The sequence below is a fragment of the Paenibacillus sp. Aloe-11 genome, from assembly GCF_000245715.1.
GTDB lineage: Bacteria > Bacillota > Bacilli > Paenibacillales > Paenibacillaceae > Paenibacillus > Paenibacillus kribbensis.
In genome coordinates this window covers 133,065-149,757 of record NZ_JH601047.1, presented here as the reverse complement: position 1 = coordinate 149,757, position 16,693 = coordinate 133,065, and the positions used below count along the sequence as shown (strand labels likewise).

The 16,693-nt window shown below is 47.0% G+C and carries 19 protein-coding genes; 3 read left to right on the top strand and 16 right to left on the bottom strand.

What is annotated here, in order from left to right; all coding sequences use genetic code 11:
• Positions 1 to 92: 92 nt before the first annotated feature.
• The 12 genes from WG8_RS04870 to WG8_RS04815 form a co-directional block, all read right to left on the bottom strand.
• The gene (locus tag WG8_RS04870; RefSeq protein ID WP_007428989.1) at positions 93 to 773 is read right to left on the bottom strand and encodes a hypothetical protein; all 681 of its coding nucleotides are present in this window, start codon (positions 771 to 773) and stop codon (positions 93 to 95) included.
• A 58-nt stretch (positions 774 to 831) separates the two neighbouring features.
• Positions 832 to 1,863, bottom strand: coding sequence for an ATP-grasp domain-containing protein (locus WG8_RS04865; protein ID WP_007428988.1), 1,032 nt, complete (start codon positions 1,861 to 1,863; stop codon positions 832 to 834).
• Positions 1,864 to 1,880: 17 nt separating this feature from the next.
• Positions 1,881 to 2,717, bottom strand: coding sequence for an HAD family hydrolase (locus WG8_RS04860; protein ID WP_007428987.1), 837 nt, complete (start codon positions 2,715 to 2,717; stop codon positions 1,881 to 1,883).
• On the bottom strand, positions 2,714 to 3,865 hold the full coding sequence (locus WG8_RS04855) for a cysteine protease StiP family protein (protein ID WP_007428986.1): 1,152 nt from the start codon (positions 3,863 to 3,865) through the stop codon (positions 2,714 to 2,716). The genes WG8_RS04860 and WG8_RS04855 overlap by 4 nt, the downstream gene beginning before the upstream one ends.
• Positions 3,862 to 5,202 carry a phosphoribosyltransferase family protein gene (locus WG8_RS04850; protein WP_007428985.1) on the bottom strand — a complete coding sequence of 447 codons (1,341 nt, stop codon included), beginning with the start codon at positions 5,200 to 5,202 and terminating at the stop codon, positions 3,862 to 3,864. Before WG8_RS04850 ends, WG8_RS04855 begins: the two co-directional genes overlap by 4 nt.
• A gap of 52 nt (positions 5,203 to 5,254) precedes the next feature.
• Positions 5,255 to 6,457: an HpcH/HpaI aldolase/citrate lyase family protein gene (locus tag WG8_RS04845; RefSeq protein WP_083837544.1), complete on the bottom strand. Its 1,203-nt coding sequence runs from the start codon at positions 6,455 to 6,457 to the stop codon at positions 5,255 to 5,257.
• 142 nt (positions 6,458 to 6,599) lie between these two features.
• Positions 6,600 to 7,334: a TerC family protein gene (locus WG8_RS04840; RefSeq protein ID WP_007428983.1), complete on the bottom strand. Its 735-nt coding sequence runs from the start codon at positions 7,332 to 7,334 to the stop codon at positions 6,600 to 6,602.
• A gap of 26 nt (positions 7,335 to 7,360) precedes the next feature.
• Complete coding sequence (locus WG8_RS04835; protein WP_007428982.1) at positions 7,361 to 8,596, bottom strand: TerD family protein; 1,236 nt, start codon at positions 8,594 to 8,596, stop codon at positions 7,361 to 7,363.
• A 102-nt stretch (positions 8,597 to 8,698) separates the two neighbouring features.
• Positions 8,699 to 9,280, bottom strand: a complete 582-nt coding sequence (locus WG8_RS04830; protein WP_007428981.1) for a TerD family protein — start codon at positions 9,278 to 9,280, stop codon at positions 8,699 to 8,701.
• Between the two features lie 31 nt (positions 9,281 to 9,311).
• Positions 9,312 to 9,887, bottom strand: coding sequence for a TerD family protein (locus WG8_RS04825; protein ID WP_007428980.1), 576 nt, complete (start codon positions 9,885 to 9,887; stop codon positions 9,312 to 9,314).
• A gap of 45 nt (positions 9,888 to 9,932) precedes the next feature.
• Positions 9,933 to 10,526, bottom strand: a complete 594-nt coding sequence (locus tag WG8_RS04820; protein WP_007428979.1) for a TerD family protein — start codon at positions 10,524 to 10,526, stop codon at positions 9,933 to 9,935.
• Between the two features lie 27 nt (positions 10,527 to 10,553).
• Positions 10,554 to 11,000 carry a tellurite resistance TerB family protein gene (locus tag WG8_RS04815; RefSeq protein WP_007428978.1) on the bottom strand — a complete coding sequence of 149 codons (447 nt, stop codon included), beginning with the start codon at positions 10,998 to 11,000 and terminating at the stop codon, positions 10,554 to 10,556.
• A 379-nt stretch (positions 11,001 to 11,379) separates the two neighbouring features.
• On the opposite strand from WG8_RS04815, the gene WG8_RS04810 reads away from it, so the two are divergent.
• The gene (locus tag WG8_RS04810) at positions 11,380 to 12,813 is read left to right on the top strand and encodes a hypothetical protein (protein ID WP_007428977.1); all 1,434 of its coding nucleotides are present in this window, start codon (positions 11,380 to 11,382) and stop codon (positions 12,811 to 12,813) included.
• A gap of 347 nt (positions 12,814 to 13,160) precedes the next feature.
• Here the strand turns inward: WG8_RS04810 and WG8_RS27990 are convergent, their stop codons facing one another.
• Positions 13,161 to 13,439: a hypothetical protein gene (locus tag WG8_RS27990; protein WP_007428976.1), complete on the bottom strand. Its 279-nt coding sequence runs from the start codon at positions 13,437 to 13,439 to the stop codon at positions 13,161 to 13,163.
• Positions 13,436 to 13,828: a WXG100 family type VII secretion target gene (locus tag WG8_RS27985; RefSeq protein ID WP_007428975.1), complete on the bottom strand. Its 393-nt coding sequence runs from the start codon at positions 13,826 to 13,828 to the stop codon at positions 13,436 to 13,438. Before WG8_RS27985 ends, WG8_RS27990 begins: the two co-directional genes overlap by 4 nt.
• A gap of 199 nt (positions 13,829 to 14,027) precedes the next feature.
• Between WG8_RS27985 and WG8_RS04800 the strand changes: the two genes are divergently transcribed.
• Entirely contained in the window at positions 14,028 to 14,810 is a 783-nt protein-coding gene (locus WG8_RS04800) for a Cof-type HAD-IIB family hydrolase (protein WP_007428974.1), read from the top strand.
• 85 nt (positions 14,811 to 14,895) lie between these two features.
• A complete protein-coding gene (locus WG8_RS04795; protein WP_007428973.1) occupies positions 14,896 to 15,684 on the top strand; it encodes a formate/nitrite transporter family protein in 789 nt (262 codons plus the stop codon).
• Positions 15,685 to 15,764: 80 nt separating this feature from the next.
• On the opposite strand, the gene WG8_RS04790 is transcribed toward WG8_RS04795, so the two are convergent.
• Positions 15,765 to 16,010, bottom strand: a complete 246-nt coding sequence (locus WG8_RS04790; protein WP_007428972.1) for an HPr family phosphocarrier protein — start codon at positions 16,008 to 16,010, stop codon at positions 15,765 to 15,767.
• 140 nt (positions 16,011 to 16,150) lie between these two features.
• Positions 16,151 to 16,693: DL-endopeptidase inhibitor IseA family protein (locus WG8_RS27980; RefSeq protein ID WP_007428971.1), on the bottom strand; the 543-nt coding region annotated here is incomplete at its 5' end.

The following is a 16,693-nucleotide window of genomic DNA, read 5'->3' as shown; positions in this document are numbered from 1 at the left end:
ACCTCCTATTCTGAATACAACTGTTACCCGAGGCTAATCGTTGTTATTCAGAGCAGCTATGCTGCTGATTTTTTATTTTCCTAAAAATGAGCTTACAATTCCGAACCGCTATACCGCTGGTGAATCAGCTCGGCTTTGCTCTGTAATTCCATCAGATCCTTATGCTCCACCGTGGATACAATCACTGATATTTTGCTATCCACATCTCGCAACCCGTTTAATAATGTCCTCCGGTTGGTCCGCTTGGCTTCGCCGCTGAGCCGAAGGAACGGGTTAATCAGCCCATTCAGATCCTTTAAAATCAGCCTCCGAACCGTGTGGTTCACTTCGCTATTGTTTAATTCATGTAAAAGCGGAATCACCCGTTGCAAACGTGCAAACAGAGCCAGTGCCTTCTCGACAATTTCGTTATCAAGCGCATCCTTCTGTCCCTCGGAAATCACCATATCCTCCAGTACCTCCAGATACTCCATCACCTGAGCAAATTCACTGGAAATCGGGTCTGGTATATGTGGTTTTCCTGTTGTAGACTCCAATGGAGCAGAAGCTTCCTGAACTGGCTGCCCTGGATCAGCGGCCTGCTCCTGTACTATCGGAATCACGGAACCGGTCAAATTGGGACGAGGATGGCGGACAGACATAATGACGCTATATCCTCCTAGAGAAATGACCGGAATTGCCAAACATACAAACAAGGGCAACCAATAACTCAATAAAAGCGCAATCAGATAGCTGACCACAGCAATGGTGGTACCCCACATTTTTGACGTCATAGCTTGTACCTCCTGACGTAAACCCTTACCATATTGTAGAAAATACACTCTACATGTGTCAATGTAAGGATTTACGTATGGTGATCGGCTGCTCGATATGACTGGCTAAAATGTCGTATTGCGGATAAAGTGGACCGACCTCGTTACCCAAAGCCGATTTCACTGCCAGATAAGGGAAATTGATGCCGGACAAGCATGATACATGGAGTCCTCCGGACATCCGTGGATTGATTTCCAGCAGCTTGGGGCGCTCGCCGTTATATTTTACCTGAATGTTATAATTGTACGGTATGTGATACGCGTCAGCGATCTTATGCGCTACATCCAGTAGTTCGGTATGCTGCTCCAGCAGCCGTAATCGCCCCCCTGCCTTCCTGCGCGGAACTGCTGCCAGCAGCTTCCCCTCCCGGTCAGCCAGGCAATCAATACTGTATTCGTATCCCTCCAGCAGTTCCATCACCATCAGGTTGGGAAACGATTCGGTGGATGACAACACATGATGTGCCTCCTCGAAGGAAATATGGTTCAGCGCATGGCCGAACAGCTCTTCCAGCGGGTTACGTTCGTTGTCGATAATACGAAAGCCCATTCCGCCTTCTGCATTGCATGGCTTGAAGCATACCTTATGCCCGCGTGCCGCTAACGATTCATAAGCCTCTTTAAACTGCTCTGCATTGCTGGCAATGGCATAATCCGGGATCGCGACAATATCTTTTTGACGAATGGATTCATAAAATAAATCCTTTTCCATCAGTTGCTCCAGCAGTTCGGTATCCCGGCAGACAATCACCTTGGTTCCAATATCGTCGAACCAATGAATATGCTTGCTAATATCAAGCATATTCCAGCGTGGAATAAATACGTCAATTTCGTGGCGTCTGCAAAAATCGGCGCAAAAACGTGCATACTCCACACCACTTGTGCATGGCTCCACTTCAGCTACATCACTGGCCTGCAGAGCCATATGCTCAGGATCTGAGTGGGTCGCATAGATTTCGAACGGAATACCGTCCTCATTGTTACGAATAGCATTCATATAATGATACGCCACTGAAAACCAGCGGTTAAAATACACCCTTACCTTCTTCACAGAGCCTCGTCCCCTATCTATTCTGAAAATGAAGCTCGAGCTGCATACACACTCCGGTGTATTTCATAGACATACGCCATGATTTCGTCCGCTGCATAAGCACCCGACAGCTCCGTAAAGCGGTAATTGACCTCCAGCTCATCCCGCAGTTGTTCCCGGTATAGCTCACCATGGCGCGGAGCAATCGCATAGTCGGCATAGTCGAGCAGACAGCAGTCCAGCAAAGAATCGCCAGACGCCACAACAGGCCCGCCGTCTGTAAGGTGACGAATATGCTCCACGGCTGCCTGCTTATTCACGGCAGCAGGCACCAGATACACCTTTCGTCCCTGAATGGATACCTCCCAGCCCATTTCACGCATGATTCGTGCCTTCTCCAACACCTGCTCCAGCGGCATACGATCCCGTTCAATTACGAAAGCATAAAATAACTCGTCACAATAGCTCTCACTTATAACCCAGTCCTCATGCAGCACCTGTCCGAACACTTGACGTGCTTCTTCCGCATGGGCACCCTCTCGGCGTACTTGTTCGTGAATACGCCGATTCCACTCTCGATCCACCTCGCCCCCGACGATGATGTTACCGCCATTGCTCGTCACGGCATAAGCTGGAACCAGCTCCGTTTGAAATACGGTGATCCGCGAATACTGTGCCATCGTGCGAGTCGTCACAGGCATAAACATGATATTTTCCGGCAGCGTCTTCAGCAGTTGGAGAGCCTGTGCTGAAATAAACGCCGCTGTTGCGCCGTCAATGTGTTCCGCAGGCAACAGCCCCGCGGACTCCAGCGGCACGCCAAGCGAACGTTTGGAATATATCAGCGTCTGATCCAGGTCGCTTGCATAAATCATCCTTGTCCCCCCTTGAGTGGCTTGATAATCCCGCAGCAGGAATACGTCAATCCCTCAAAAACCTCGACAGGTACGCCACGATCCTGTGCCAGCAGCATGATATGACGGAGATTCGGATTGTCTTCACGGTTGATCAGGATTTTCCACGGCACTCTGCGCAGCAGCACACGGGTCGTCTCCCCCACACCGGGCTTGACCAGATTGATATCCCGGATACCAAAAGCCTTTTGAATGGACTCGATATCCCGCAAGCCCTGCCATGTCACCGTAGGTGGATTCAAGGTCATCTGTTCCGCATACGCAGCGGCAGTTGCAGCCACATCTTGAAAGTAACCCGAAACCGTATCTACAAACGTAATGGACTGATCCACCGACCGCCAGGATTTATAAAATTTGGCCCCATGAAAATCGTCCGGGCCTATCAGATCGTCGCGCAATACCGTCCGGCTCATCAGACCCGATACGGTCGAATTCAGACAAGCACTCGGGATCAAATAATCCTCCCGTGTACCGAAGGTATCTGAGCACCTCCCCGGGTCGGCCAGCACCGCCAGATCATCATTCAGGCGCAATCCGTAGTCCGCGTTCATCTCACGACAAGCCTCGATCAGCACCTGCCGAATTGCTCCTTTTCCCGTCCAGCCATCTACAAATTGAAGCTCAATATCCAGCCCATGCTGCTGTAAAATATACAAAATGGCATTCCGGTCAATGCCTTTGCCGCGAATAATGGAAATGCTGTAATGCGGCAAGGAAACGCCATACTTCCAGTCAATATAACGCTTGATCAAGATACCGATGGGCGTTCCCGCTCGGGCAAGCGAAACAATTGCCGTATTCAGCCCCCTTTTTCTTACAATCATCTCTGCCACAGAAGCTGCGGCTAGCGCAACCTTTGCAGCAGATTGAGCAAGCGTTTCGTGAAACAGAGCAATATACTCTGCTGTAGGCTCATACTCCACTGGAAGCATTTCGGAATAATGGACGCCTGACTGAATCGCCTCTTCACGATCCTCCGTCCCTTTTTCCAACGCAACACGGCTCAAATCCTTCAATAAGAAAGTGACATCCGATGCAGGATAACTGCCTAACGGTTCGGGCGGATGAATGTTCTTCTGCTGTATTTGCTCAATAAGTGCTTGCTTCATATCCGCGCTCCTTTACTCTCCTGGCTAGTTAAACGGTTAAAATAAACTACATGTACTTTATCACAGCCCAGGCCGATCAAAGCATCCAGCATAGGCTGCATTCGCTCTGGGCTCGACTCCCTTTCCAGCAAGACAAATATTTCATCATACTGACCGGGATCTACATTATAAATAAAATTGCGTACTGTACTATCATCAGGCGAGGGATAGGTCACACCACAAGCAACGCCATACCCTTTTTCTCGATGGGGGTAAACCGGGCTGCGTGTCGTGGACTGATAAAATACATTCGGGCCTAACTCCGCTGCAATCCGCATGGGAATGTACATGAATTCACCCGTACCCATCACCAACGTGCGCTGCCCTGAACGAAGCTTATTCAAATGTTCAGCTGCACGCGTAATTTCTGCATTCAACGCCGCATTATCAGCGGATTGCAGGCCAAAACGGCCTGTATATTTCAAATAAGGCGCTGTATTGGTGCAACCGTCTGTTGAGATGGAGCTGTGCAGTATTCGCTCAAAACTGAAAGCATCCTTTTCAAAACAGTGGTCAATTATTCCAGAAGCCTCTGCCGTATCCTCGACCAAGCTAGCAGCAGCATGTTCGGTGTGTCTGACCTGCCCAGCGTATGCTGCGTGATCCAGCATGGGCACCCCCAGTAATTGGATTTCACCTTTGAGCAAGCTTAAAGTCGTAATCGTAATCCCCAGCTCTGTCTCCAGATCGGTGAAAGTTTGCTCATCGCTGTCTGTCCGCCAATCCAATAACGAAGCAATCACATATTGCTTCCTTGGGAAATGTGCCTGAATATCCCGAATGATATTAAGGGTTGTTTTACCTGTCGTCATTTCATCATCTACTAATACGATGGGGCCATCTCCGGCAAATGCATGCTCATCCAGCGCATAGCAGCGATGATCAACAGCATGCGAATGCTCTTCTTCAAACCGAATGATCGGCTGAAGGTCCGGAATATCCTCACGCGTCGTATGAATATACGAAGCACCGTCTGCAAACACATGGTACATACTGTGTCCCAGTGCCGTAGCCGTCTCGGCAAAACCAACAAACTTGATGGGCTCGGCAAAAGTTAAACGCTCATTCATCAGCTTTCGATAGGCTTCCTCCGCATATTCCACGTTCAGAAGCCCTTTTACGGCTTCTCCGATGAGCTGATCCATCTGTGGTCCCGCCTGTGGGACAAGCTCCTTATACAGCAGGACCGCCAGCGCCGCACCGCCGAGCAGAGAGGTGTAAGGGTTCACTGGAATATGCTTGCCCAGCACCTTGCTGACAAACAAAAACGCACGCTTCTTGTTCACCCTCGCCGCCATTGCAAACAGCTTGTCCACAGGAAGGTGGAATGGATTATGTGTCTCGGTAATTTTAACGCTGAACTGCTCCAAGATGGGAAGCAGATGTGTTTTCGTGTTTGGGTAAGAGACTGACAAAATGTTGTTGTTCATGTAACACCCCGTATACTTTTGATCTATTAATAATACGATGAGCCCAATTCAGATGCGGCTTAATTTCATTCATTTTGTTGGCATAGGTACTTTTGAACACACCCAGACTACCGTCATTACGCTCCATAATGGCGAGGGCATCCATATACTCCTCATGTGTCACCACGTACATGGCCTGTACCGGCTTAATATGGGAGGGATGGATGATCGTTTTGCCGATAATCCCGTTCTCTTTGTCCATCATGACTTCCCGGATCAGTCCGTCCATCGCATCTGAAATAAAGTCCATCCGCACGTTGCGTCCCTGTTTGCCAAATGCATCTTCGAAAGGCGACACTCTTAATTGAGGCTTAAATACACGTTCCCGATGAGCAAAATATTCCCATACAGGACCGGAAATGACATAATCCGAGCCCACCCGTCCAAACAGGTTAATAATGTCCGCAATGCAATCCCGAATGACGGCAATTTCATAGATTGTAATATCCGGACTACGTCTCAAGCCAAACAGGCTGGAGAAATCGGTTGCCCCAATGCGCACATTCAGTACATACTCCTGATACTCGTCCAAAATCTCTTTGATCTCCAGTAGCTCTTTCCAGCGCGTTTCCCGGTAAATGATTTTGGAGCTTTCGAGAATTGGTAAACCATACAATACAGGAATGTCGGCATCCGTCCCCCTACTCCGGTTATATTCAGCAAGAAGTGCAAAATACGCCCGTCCATTATCAGAAGAGAACTTGGGCAAAACAAAGCCGGTCAGCAGTGTCAACGATTCTCCTAACCCGCTCAGCAGCCGTTCCAGCTGTTCCACAGAGCGCACACGTACAAACAGCAGCGGCATACTCTGTTCACTCATCACACCTGTCCGTACATACGACATGAGCTGAAGCAACTGCTCCGCCAGTGACTGTTCCGCCTGTCCGACCTGCTGATCTCCTATAGCATCCTCCAAATCTAGCATGACCGTCGTTAATCCTTCGTGTTTTCCGTTTTTGATCTCTTCCGCTACCTCCGAGCGAGTCGCGGGCATATACAAAGCCGCTCCTACCGCATATGCTAATATACTTTTGGGAGATCGGTTATGAAACTCCGACGGCGGCGTACAAAAGATCGCTTCCATTTCCTCAAAGGTCAAATCATTAAAATATTTCAGGGCCTTCTCCTCCTCCTCCTGTTTCTTGCCTGACTGAAGCCCTGTGCCTCGGGTATAAAAGAAATCCCCCCTTTAGTTCAGGAGGGATTTCACTATACTTTGTACTACATTAAGCCTCTTTGTCGGCCTTTTTCTTTCTTTTTGCCGAGCTCATAACCATTGTACCTACAAAGACGGCGATCAAAATGCCGAAGAACAAGAGTTGCGGCATATGAAAGCCAAAAGCAGCAGCCAGCATTTTACCTCCAATAATGGCGATCAATATAAAGGCTGTCTGTTCCAGTTCCGGAAATTTATCAATGAGCTTGAGAAATACTTGTGCAACACCACGCATCATCAGAACGCCAAGAATACCACCCAGGAACAAAACCCATACTTTCTCGCTCACACCAAAAGCGGCAATGACGCTGTCAATACTGAAGGCAATATCCATCAGCTCGACCATTAATACCGTTTTCCAGAAGGAAGTAGGCTTATTTTTCACTTCTCCTTCTGCTTCGGATTTGAATAAACCTTTATAAGCAATATAGAGAAGATAGGCCGCACCCAACACCTTGATTAACGTGAACTTGATAAGGAATGTACCCAGGCCAATGGCCAGGAACCTAAATAAATAGGCACCCAAAATCCCGTAAAATAAGGCTCTCTTCTGTTGCTCCTTCGGTAAATGCTTAACCATAACCGCGAGAACCAAGGCATTATCCGCCGACAAAAGACCTTCCAGCAAAATGAGCGTACCAATAATCCCCCAGCTCACCGGGTCAGTAAGTGTAGCTACAACATCACTCCATGAAAAGAAGTGACCGTAGTTCTCGCTGATATTTCGAAATAAATCATTCAACATGAAAAGAGTGCCTCCGATAATTCAGTTTATTTACTACCCTGCGACCAGCGCATGCCCCAGTTATGTGCACGGTCCAACTCACGATGGCCGCCATAGAACTGCACGAGTCTCTCAATACTGAACGTTTCATCGTTCACATTTTGGATCATGGCAATTGCACACATTCCTTTGCGGTTGTCATGTTCATTCAGATGAACGATAATGTCCGGACCATCCTTCTGGTACAGCGTGACCACCCCGTCCGCTTGAGACCAGTTCGTGACTCCTTCATAAATGAACGTGAATACCAAAATTCGCTTGATCTCAGAAATTTTAGCGCCATTAATGCGGAGATTTTCCCCTGTTTTCACAGAGCCTGTACGATCATCGCCATCCAGGGCAATGTACGGGAAGCGATTCAGAGAACCGAAAACTTCTCCGAGCGCCTGAACGACACCTTTATCTCCGTTCTTCATCTCATACAAGCAGCCCAGATCCAGATCGACACCCTTGGAGCCACGACTGAAAAAGCCCTTGCTCTGCTGCACCTGATTCCAGTTCAGGTTGATCAGGATTTCACCTAATCCACCACTGGAGCTCTTTTTCAGATTAATGGTGTCGCCCTTTTTCTTCAGTTCAATTTTCCGCAAATTCAGATTCACCGGAGTTGCAGGTGGCTCTGGTTTTGGAGCAGGAGGCGCCGGCGGCGGTGTTGGCTGAGGAACTGGCGCCGGATTATTTTCCACTTCAATTCCGAAATTTCCACACAACGCATCCAATCCACCGGAAAAACCCGCGCCAATCGCGTTAAATTTCCATTCACCGTTATGGCGGTACAGCTCACCTATAACAATGGCCGTTTCGACTGTAAATCCACTGTCCAAATTAAAGCGCAAAACCTCTCCGCTAACCGGATGAGCAAAACGTATAAATCCGCCTTGAACCTGTCCAAAATTTTGCCGTTTTTGATCCGCATCATAAATGGTGAGCGTAAACGCAATCTTCTCAATATGTGAAGGGATTCTGGTTAGATCAAGGGAAAATTGTTTCTTGTCACCAAACTGTTGTCCATCTGAATATGTGATAAAAGGTGTGGTCGGATTATTGTAAAAGATCAGATCCTCATCGCCCGATACTTTTCCTCCGGGACCCAGCAAAAATGCGGAAGTATCCAACTCCAGAGCGGCTGGTGACTCCCATCCGATTCCTACGTTGACATGGGTCAAACCCGGATTGGTTTTCGTCAAATCCGCCTTCTGTCCCTTTACTACGATAACAGCCATGATTGTGTCACCTTTCTGTCCTTTTGTCATGTGTCAGCGCACGCCATTCAATGGCTTAAAAAGAAAGGGTAGCGCCCCAATGGACACCACCCCAAGTGGATATTACTGAGCGTCCAAGCCATAGTTTTTAGCAAGCGCACCCAATCCACCAGCAAAGCCGCTACCGATCGCCTGGAATTTCCAATCTGCATTGTGACGGTAAAATTCACAGAAAACCACGGCCGTTTCGGTGGAGAAATCCTCACCCAAATCGTAGCGCAGTACTTCACGATCCGTAGCTGCATCTACCACCCGTACAAAAGCATTGGATACTTGACCAAAGTTTTGCGCACGTGCCTCATAATCATAAATCGTAACCGTGATCCCGATACGGTGGATGTTCGCTGGAACTTTTGCAAAATCAATAATAATTTGCTCGTCATCCCCGTCGCCCTCACCTGTACGGTTATCGCCCGTATGGGTGACAGCCCCCGCTCCACCGGTCGGGTTGTTGTAGAATACAAAATCGTCAGCTGCCTTCGCTTTACCGTCTTCATACAGCAGGAAAGCCGAAGCATCCAGGTCAAATTCCGCGCCGCCACTATATTTATTGGTATCCCAGCCAAGACCAACGACGACACGAGTCAAGCCTGGATTTGTTTTGGTCAGATCAATACGTTGTCCTTTGGAAAGACTAATGGTCATACCGCATACCTGCCTTCTTCGTATAGATTTTTTAAGCCAAACCGTAATCGCGCGTCAGCCCTGCAAGACCATCCTGGTAGCCGCTGCCAATGGCATTGAACTTCCACTCACCGCTATGACGATACAGTTCGCCTACCACAACGCCTGTTTCGATCGAGAAATCTTCTCCCAGATCAAAGCGAACCAATTCTTCATTATTGGCCTCATTTACGATACGCGCATAAGCACGTGACACTTGTCCAAAGTTTTGGTTGCGTTCTTGTGCCTCATAGATGGTAATCGTAAATGCGATCTTTTCTACGTTAGCAGGTACGCTGCTCAGATCAACTTTAATTTGCTCGTCATCTCCGTCACCGTCACCTGTACGGTTATCACCGGTATGAACGACAGAACCGTTCTCATTTTGTGGATTATTAAAGAAGACGAAGTTCTTTTCCGTTTCCACTTTACCGTCCGCATTCGCCAAGAATACGGATACGTCCAAGTCAAAATCTTTACCGCCATCGTACTTATTGGTGTCCCAGCCGAGACCAACCGTAATTTTGGACAACCCTGGGTTTGTTTTCGTCAAATCAATTTTTTGACCTTTAGATAAGTTAATTGCCATGAGTAAGAACCCCGTTTCTGATTAGTTTTGTATGAGCAATTAAAATTACATGTAACGCTGAGCCAGCACATCAATATGTTCGGCATGGGTGCCTTCACCGATTGCAGCAAACTTCCATTCGTTATTATGACGATAGAGCTCTCCACAGACCAGCGCAGTCAGTCCTTCATAATTATCAGATAAATTGAACGTCACCAGTTCCTTGGAGTTCGCACCGTCCAGAATGCGGATATACGCTTTCTCGATCATGCCAAAATCCTGTTTCCGGTTGACGCAATCATATATATTTACAACAACAAGCACTTTGTCGACATTGGCAGGAATACGTGCCAGGTCAATCGCAATTTGTTCATCATCGCCGTCACCTTGTCCGGTCAAATTATCACCGGAATGCACGACAGAGCCGCATGGACTTTTTTTATTGTGGAAACACACTACGTTGTCCGACTGGGTCAGTTTCCCGTTTGCGTCCAGCAAAATGGCAGAAGCATCACAATCAATATTGGGTTGCTTCTTAAAGCCAAAAAATCCCTTGGACTGTACCGGGTCCCATCCCAATCCTGCTATAACCTTGGTTAGTCCTGTATTTCCTTTAGTCAAATCAATTTTCTGACCCTTGACCAGATTAATTACAGCCACTAATTAACACACCTCCTTCCGTAAAATTTACAGACTAAATTCAGACGGATTCAAACCAAGTACTCCGCAAATTTCAGCAACAATTCGTCGTTCATTAGCATCAAAGTCACCATCGGCTGCGCCAATAGCGCTACACACACCAACGACGAGTCGGCCTACTTCGGGCTTGCCTTTCAATTTGCCAATCGCTTTTAATGCTTCCTGTTTACCGATTTCAGGCGAAAATTCAAAATTCGCCACATAGTGATTGAAACGGCTGATGACCTCTCCCATATCAAACACTTTCAATTCCTCACTGATATTTATGTATCCGGCCATTTTTGTTTTCTCTTCCGGACTAATCGTACCGTCTGCAAATGCCACCAACGCACAGCCCGCAACCACAGCTTCCATAAAATCTTTATTCTTAAACTTCTTAACTTGATCTCCAAGTCCCTTTTTTGTTGTATTCAGCCAATTTTTGAATGTACTCATATTTCCCTCCACAATTACGTATTTGGGTAAAATTCATCCTAGTTAAATTCTTCCTTCACTATAACCTGAATTACGATCTTTTTCTACAATAATATACAGAAATACGGTAAATCTGATCTACTTTTTTTAGGCATCATCCCTATCATTAGTCCTATTTTTTTGCTGAAAGAGTCAATTCCATTATCCACCACTCGACATCCCAATTGCAAATTCATAAGGATCGCGCAGGTATGGTCAAGTAGATATGCAGCTAAAATTCAGCCTATTGTTCTAGATGGATTGACAGTTTGAGAGGAACAAGATATCATTCTATCAAATTTAAAGTATTTCGCTAGGAATAATATAAAATAGATATAGCCTATTGAGGAGGAAATTTCACATGACTACACCTTTTGCTAGCCTAAGACCATCCTCTTGGAAAATGCTCCCCCTATCTGCCGCCCTGCTCATCGCTGCCTTTTCCAGCCCTGTTCATTCCTATGCCGCACAGAAGACAATCCCGGTTGTCCAGCAAGTAAACAGCTACGCTTCAGGCACTGTTGCTGATTCGGACAACCAGCTTGCCTATCTGCAAGACCGTTTTAACATTCAGCTATCTTTGACCCCCACAAAAGGAGAATATATCGCTGCCCTTGCTACCGTGCTAAACCTGAACAGTTCAAGTACAACTTCTGCAGATAAAAAAACAGCCTTTACAGGCTTAAAGTCAAATGACCCGTTGTATCTTCAAGCTGCGGCGCTGTATGCAGAAGGTACACTGGATAACAATGATGTAAATCCGTTGCTCCCCCTGACACAAAACGACGCGATTCATATAGCCGTAAAAGCCGCCGGATTGACCGAACTGGCTGCTACATACCCTGCGAATAAAATGCAAGCCGTGCTGACTAAATCTGGTGTTCGTACGTTAGCTGGGGCTGCCGATACCAATCTGTCCGCCTCGCAGGCTCTGGCGGTCGCTGTAGATACGGGGCTGCTGCCATCAAGCGAGCTGTCCACCTTCCAGCCGGACAGACAAGCCGATCCGATCTTCATCGCCAAAGTGATAAGCCGTGTACTGGCATTCCACGGCGAATACAAAAATATCATCGGTCAAGTACAGGACGACGATATTTTTGCTAAAATCCATCAGGCCTATGATACACAGATACTTGTCCAATCCCCGGAGCTCCAAGCCCTGTTCGACGCAGGTCTCCAGCAAAATCTGTTCACAGGCTACAATATCAAGGACAGCCGCTATGATGCCCATTTTGATCCGAAGTTGTCCATCACCTATGGGCACAGTGATCTCAAGCATGCAATTCAGCTGATCGGGCTGCTTCGCAGCGAGGGTATTCAAGCCCATGTACAGCTGGAACCGAAAACTTCGGCTTTTATATACTTGAAAGAATGGGGACAGCCTGTCCAAACCGAAGACTATAAAGTCGTACAAATCAATAACGGTAATTACATCGCCTACTCCAAGGAGTATGACCTTGCCCTTGAATTCGACACCATCGGGCAAAAAAATCGTTTTGACACCATCATCAACCAATACGCCAAAAAGAACAGCAAAGACCAAATCGGCCTGATCACTCAGTCCTGGTGGCAACCACTCTATTATTCTCTTTCTTCCCCCGGGTCAGCCTACACGGAGATTGCGAACAACCGGGTTAGCGCAGGGCGCTATTACGCCCAGTCTTTCTCGCTCATCGACAGAGCTTCCTCCATTGCGGATGGCTTACGTAAGATCAAGCCAGATGTAGAAGTGGAAAGCTACCACTTCTGGGTGGATGCTCCCTTTTATCGTTATTTGAACGGGGAAGCTCAATAAGGATGTAAAAATACAAAAAGGCGCAGCCTTCCAATTCAACGGAAGCACTGCGCCTTCTACCATAATCCGCGGTTCACCACAGCTTTTTTCAAGTTTGTATACGAGCAATATCCATGGTGAAAAATGGATCGCTGCAAAATAGAAGATGCATATGATTCCTCCCTATGCTCAGTTTCTATTTAACTTGTTCAATTTATCTATAAAGTTATAATCCCATCTCTCTGATCCAATCTGGGTTTTCAACAGTTCTTTGAAGCGCCGACGCTCTAATCTACTTGGAAAAATCCGCTTGAGAATCCTATCATTTTAAATATCGGTTTTCAGGAAAATTTGGTAAACAAAAAAATCTACAGACTTCTCCGGTTAGCGAGCTTTACAGTTTCCAACTGCCACTCATCTGTACCAGAAAAAAGACTGTAGATGGTATATGATCCTGCGCCACCAACGCCTGTCCCACGCGGCAAAATAAGACCTATACCATATCCGGTGACGGTATGGGCCGTTTTACCTAGAGCGTGTTCTCTGTCGTAAATTTTCTGCATTACCTGCTTATCACCGATCGCCTCAGCATCTTTAAGCAGATGCTCATATTGATGGTATTGATCCGCTGCTGCCCCTCTTTTCATTCGTCCGGATGGTTTGTCCGCTTGGCGGGGTCGCCAGTGAAACTTTCATCTTCTTCGTTATCCGTCGGCGCTGCACTAGAACTCATCGCCGCTGCCAAAGCTGTCCAGAAGCCACGTGTGCGCTCGCCATCCGCATTTCTGAACTTTGATGCGATGCTTTTTAGCTCAATTTCAATGGATTGAACCTTGCTTAATGCAGAAGAAAGTGTATATTTAGCAGTCCGATAGTCGTTATAAAAGCGATTTCTCTCCATACCATCCCACTGGCTGTGAAGGTTGTTCATTATGCGATCCAGACCGTTCAGCTGGTTATACAGCGTTCCGTGGGCATCGGCAAATTGAGAGGCCACGCTATCCAGTTGCTCCGGTGAGACCTGGATTTTTGTCATGTTGATCACATCCCATCTATGAAAATAGGAGATAGACGTTCTATTTTACAATAATCCTTATTTCATATTGTAAGCTATAAAAGTCAGGTATTCATGAGGATTTATGCGTATTTGTGTATTCATAAGCAGTTCCTTTGATATAATGAATCCATATGAGTCAATTTCGACAATAACATTATTGAAAGTCAGGTGTTGGGACATGTCAGACAAAAAGATTATCTTTTTTGATATCGACGGTACGTTACTGGACGATGACAAGAAAATGCCGCTAACGGCAGAAAAGGCTGTCTTTGCTTTGAAAGAGCAAGGACATGAGGTGGCGATTGCAACAGGCCGTGCGCCTTTCATGTTCAAGGAAATTCGCGAGCAGTTAGAAATTGATTCCTATGTTAGCTTTAATGGGCAATATGTGGTACTGCGCGGGGAAGTCGTTGCTACCAATCCGTTGAACAGGGAAGCTTTGCAGACGATGACGGATCTAGCCCTCACACATAATCATGCTCTCGTATATATGGATCATATGGACATGAAAGCCAATATTCCTAACGATGAGCTTGTGCAGAAATCGGTCCAAACGCTTAAGGCCAAGATTTCGGTTGGGTACGATCCGCTTTATTTCCATGGAAGAGATATCTATCAGACGCTGCTGATGTGTACGACAGAAGAGGAACCGTTTTATGAATCGGTATTCAAGGCTTTTGATTTTGTACGCTGGCATCCGAGTTCTGTGGACGTTGTTCCTCACGCCGGCTCCAAGGCGAAGGGCATTCGTGAAATTACATCCAGACTGGGCATTGCCGAAGAGAATCAATACGCTTTTGGCGATGGTTTGAATGATGTAGAAATGTTGACCACTATACATAATAGCGTAGCGATGGGCAACGGTTGTGATGAGGCCAAGGCCGCGGCGAAAATGGTGACCAAACGCGCAGATGAAGACGGCATTTTGTATGGACTGCAAAAACTTGGTTTATTAAGCTGACAGCCTGCTGGCTAACTAGGCATATTTTTGAAAAAACGAGTATATTTAAGACTTGCATCTAAGAAAATAGGGGGTTGTCTTTGGAATGGAGACGGAAGGCTTACGCAATGTCGAACAGCTAGCCATGAAGAAGTACAAAATTTACAAGCAAAGCCTGCTCCGGTATTTGGCACGTTCCATGCTGGCGAGTATGTTCATCGGGTTCGGCGTTATTGTAGCGTTCAAGACGGGCAACTTTTTTTACATGGAGCATTCTCCATTCACTTATCCCATGGCGGCAGTCACGTTCGGGGCAGCCATCATTTTGATCGCATACGGCGGCGGGGATTTGTTTACAGGCAACACCTTCTATTACACCTATGCGGCACTCCGTAAAAAGCTGCGCTGGGGGCAGGTACTTCGCCTGTGGGCTGCCAGCTATGGCGGTAATTTGCTGGGTGCCGGAGTATTTGCGCTCCTTATTTATTTGACCGGACTGTTTGACTCCTCCAGCGTAAACAGCTTTTTGCTGAACGTGGTTGAGCACAAGATGGAAGCGCCTGCAATGCAATTGTTCTTCCGGGCTATATTGTGTAATTGGCTGGTCTGCCTTGCCTTTTTTGTTCCGATGTTTATGAAGGAAAACGGGGCAAAAATGTTTGCGATGATGCTGTTTGTATTCTGCTTTTTCATTTCAGGATATGAACATAGCATAGCCAATATGTGCACCTTCGCTATTGCGCTCGTGCTAGACCATCCGGGCACTGTCTCCGTTGCTGGCGTGATTCATAATCTGGTTCCGGTTACACTCGGGAATCTGGTCGGCGGTGTGCTGCTTATGGGGGTTATGTACTACTCGGTGAATCTCCCGTTTCTGGACGAGGAAGAGCATTAAAAAAAGAAGCCTGGGAGCTCATTCCCAGGCTTCTTTGCGTGTAAATAGAGTATGCAGTGTCTACAGGTGTATCTTGCCTCTTATGCTTCTTGAGCAGGAAAATGAATAAATTCCTCCAGCTCCTTAAACAGCTTCTTCGGATTAACGTTATCAGGTACAACCAGAGTTAGCGGCTCATCCAGCTTCAGCACATACATGCCCAGAATGGATTTGGCATCTGCCATGCCGCTTTTGCCATGAATCCAGATATCGTAGGTATAGTTGGATACAATTTGATTGATCTTCTCAATATCCTTAACGTTTTTTACCTTAATGGGTGTCATCATTGCACAGCACTCCTCTGAGTTGAATTAGAGCTTGCGAAACAAGTCTAACATCACTTTACCGTATTCGTGAACAGCCTTGCAAAATTTTAATTTTAGAAAATTCCTAATTTATACAATAGCTAATCTAAAAAATGGCTGATCTAAAAAATAACGTGCGGTGCGGAGCTGATTTTCCAGTAGCTGCCAACCTTTTCGAAGTTCACGGTGATTTTTTCGTTCGCCTTCTTCGTTTCCGCCGGATAAGGCACGGTCAGCAGATAGCTGCGCTTCACTGGAGTCATCGTTACCATTTTCGCCGTAGCCCGGTTAAACTCTAGCAAATTACCGCCATCTGCATCCAGTTGCACCAGTTTACCGTTGATTTCAACAAAAAATTTGCCCACAAATTGTTCACTCGCCTGCTTGGTATAAGCCTGCGTCAGATAGTTGATCAACTTGGTCTTGGTCCCGATGTCCTCGGACAGGTAACGGTAGCTTTTGCCGTTCCGTTGGAACGACTCGCCCACCGAGCTGCCACCGCTGATCGCGTACAGATAACGTGACTGTGCCTCCAGCACAAGCGGAATGGCACTCTCGTGGTTCAGCTTGTCCAGCTGCGTTGGCTTCACGCTCGCAGCGGCGGCTGGTGCTGATGCCGATGGCTGCTGCGGAGTCGTCGGCTTCGCAGTCGACGGCACGGCTGG